General features: G+C 44.6%; 4 protein-coding genes. All 4 read right to left on the reverse strand.

Annotated features, from left to right (window positions below; all coding sequences use genetic code 11):
• Positions 1 to 77: 77 nt before the first annotated feature.
• The 4 genes from QKW35_RS21145 to QKW35_RS21160 all read right to left on the reverse strand — a co-directional run bounded on the left by QKW35_RS21145 (position 78) and on the right by QKW35_RS21160 (position 1,863).
• A complete protein-coding gene (locus QKW35_RS21145; RefSeq protein WP_282356361.1) occupies positions 78 to 200 on the reverse strand; it encodes a RidA family protein in 123 nt (40 codons plus the stop codon).
• A 220-nt stretch (positions 201 to 420) separates the two neighbouring features.
• Entirely contained in the window at positions 421 to 960 is a 540-nt protein-coding gene (locus QKW35_RS21150; protein WP_282356362.1) for a Spy/CpxP family protein refolding chaperone, read from the reverse strand.
• 86 nt (positions 961 to 1,046) lie between these two features.
• Positions 1,047 to 1,346, reverse strand: coding sequence for a hypothetical protein (locus QKW35_RS21155; RefSeq protein ID WP_282356363.1), 300 nt, complete (start codon positions 1,344 to 1,346; stop codon positions 1,047 to 1,049).
• A gap of 181 nt (positions 1,347 to 1,527) precedes the next feature.
• Positions 1,528 to 1,863 carry a hypothetical protein gene (locus tag QKW35_RS21160; protein WP_282356366.1) on the reverse strand — a complete coding sequence of 112 codons (336 nt, stop codon included), beginning with the start codon at positions 1,861 to 1,863 and terminating at the stop codon, positions 1,528 to 1,530.
• Positions 1,864 to 2,353 lie beyond the last annotated feature (490 nt).

Consider the following 2,353-nt stretch of genomic DNA (forward strand, 5'->3'; position numbering starts at 1 on the left):
CATTGGGTGACCTCACCCCCTGGGAATATCTGGCCAAACATGACCCGCTGGAAAACTCTAATTATGCGTGTAACTAATTAGGGGAGGTTTACAATATCTGCCGTCAGATCGCCTTCAGGCACTTCAACAAAGTTAGCGATACCGTTGTAAACCGTTGCATCCGACCAGCGTTTGCACGGATTGATGCGATGGATTTTCATGCTTCAGAATCCTGGGATGTTAATAAGGGCGCGTATGGTAGCAGGTTTAGATGGAGAGTCATCCGTCTTGATAACTCTCCAGATAAGGACAACTCCACACTTTTTATGAGTCACTCTGAACCTGGCATAAAACGCACGGCGTGGGATTTAGCGTGTAGCAGCGAAGCGGCTATCCCGACCACACAGTGGTGCCAACAGCCGCGTGTTAGCTGCAATACTATTAATGATGATCGTGATCTTTTCCCTTGTGACCACCATCCGAGTACCCACGAAGATGGTTGTACATGCGTATTTGATGCTCCGTTAACAGGGCTTTTTGCTTAATGTGCGCATTAACATGCGCTGCGCGTAACTGCCCTTCTAAAATACCGATGACTTTCGTTTCCTTTGAAACAATATCTTCAGAAATCTCATTGTTGCGAAACAACTGATCAAGCTGCTTTTCAGCGTCTAAAAGCTTAGCACCCAAATCCTTCGCTTTAGATTTCATATCGTTGAATAAAGAAGTTGTTTGTTGCCGCTGCTTCTCGGAAAGCTTCAATTCATTGGCCAGCTCCAGCACATGAGCGGGCCCTGGAAAGCCATTCAGTTCAGCGACTTTTGCATATCCCAGGCCTTTCCCATCGAGCAGCCCAGAAATACGCTCTTCGGAGAGAGACTTAATACGTCTTAATTCCTGTCCAGCATACGGTGAAGGGCTATCCGCAACGACATACCCAGAAGCCACACCTAAAATTAACCCTAAGAATACGTTTTTCATATCTCGATACTCTACGACAGCTAAAGCCTACAGCGCGGGTGAGAAGCGAGCCCAAGCCACTTAGCGGCTGGGCGTGCCCGTACTTGTTAAGCATCTTCTATATCGCTGATTTCAACTTCAATACCACCAACAAATCTAAATAAAAAGTTGTAAATGGCACACCCTATAGCTACTGATATATAACCGAATATTAAATATATGAACGGCATCATCCAAAACATCATCATTGGAAAGTCGATTGGATTACCATGCCGATCTACATCAGGCATCGTAAATCCCATCATGATCAGCATTGGTACGAAAAAAGGGACTATGCTGACAGCCATAAGAACGGCAAAAACTTTTGCATTTTGATGAGGGGAGAATCTTCTGATCTGCTTTTTCATTATCTGTCCTTGAATATGATTACCTTTCCAGTCTCATCAGACTGGACCATACAGTAGGCATACTGGCCCTACCTACAAGCAGTAGACTCTTGACTTTCGTATTTTCTCTAAAACTCAGGTCGATTGATATAACCAAAAGCAAGATGTCTACTAATCGTGGGTAACTCGGACTTGTAACGCTTCAATCAGCCGACGATTCAGCAGTCGGTTGAGTTGACTTGTTAGAAGTTAAATCTTGACCGTTGCTCTGCTCTTGATAATGGGCCTGTTCCATAAATATTATTTTTATGCTTCCAAACCGACCACCACCAAGAAGCCACCTAACGCTCAGGAAGAGTCCAACTATCGGCATTACGAACAGCTGAAACAGTTCTAACGCAACCCCTTGTAACTCCAAGACTTGAACAACCATCGCAAAGATAATGCCAGGGATAATTCCAGCAACAATCCATCGCCAGAAGATAGCCCAAGTAAACGTTGCGGCCATTGACCAGTTAAATGGGATTTCATTTTTCATAGTTGATTCCTTTCGTAACTTCTAACGCCCGGCTTTGGGGCTGACTTGTAGCTGCGAAGCAGCTAAAAGGCAGTCCCAGCCACGCAGTGGCAACAACAGCCGCTTGTTAAGTGCATGTATTTTAGAGGCATTTCTAATAGTCACGATATTTCCTATCAATCCTTGAAAAGGAAGCCTTTACTAATATCACTACCAAAACCACATAGATAATTTCAAGATCGGTTCTGGTAAGTACAACTCCAAAATACTCATTGATCAGTCTGACAAAACCTGCCCCGAACAGATAGAGAATACCGCCCAAACCACATGCGACTATCAACCCATAGATAAGCCGCTCTGTTTGCCTTCTTACTTCCTTGTCGTTGTTCATTCGTTACCTTCACGACTCGGCCACTTAACGAGGCTGTCGGATTAGACATTTTTCTGTGAAAACACCCATCTACCGCAGCTCTCCCTGTTCGTTTCAGCGTTTCGCCTGGTGCTTTTGATA

This window comes from Pontibacterium granulatum, from assembly GCF_029961155.1.
Taxonomy (GTDB): Bacteria; Pseudomonadota; Gammaproteobacteria; order Pseudomonadales; family Balneatricaceae; genus Pontibacterium; species Pontibacterium granulatum.

Coding starts and splice junctions, on each gene's coding strand:
- QKW35_RS21145 (WP_282356361.1), bottom strand. CDS start 200: ATGAAAATCCATCGCATCAATCCGTGCAAACGCTGGTCGGATGCAACG.
- QKW35_RS21150 (WP_282356362.1), bottom strand. CDS start 960: ATGAAAAACGTATTCTTAGGGTTAATTTTAGGTGTGGCTTCTGGGTAT.
- QKW35_RS21155 (WP_282356363.1), bottom strand. CDS start 1,346: ATGAAAAAGCAGATCAGAAGATTCTCCCCTCATCAAAATGCAAAAGTT.
- QKW35_RS21160 (WP_282356366.1), bottom strand. CDS start 1,863: ATGAAAAATGAAATCCCATTTAACTGGTCAATGGCCGCAACGTTTACT.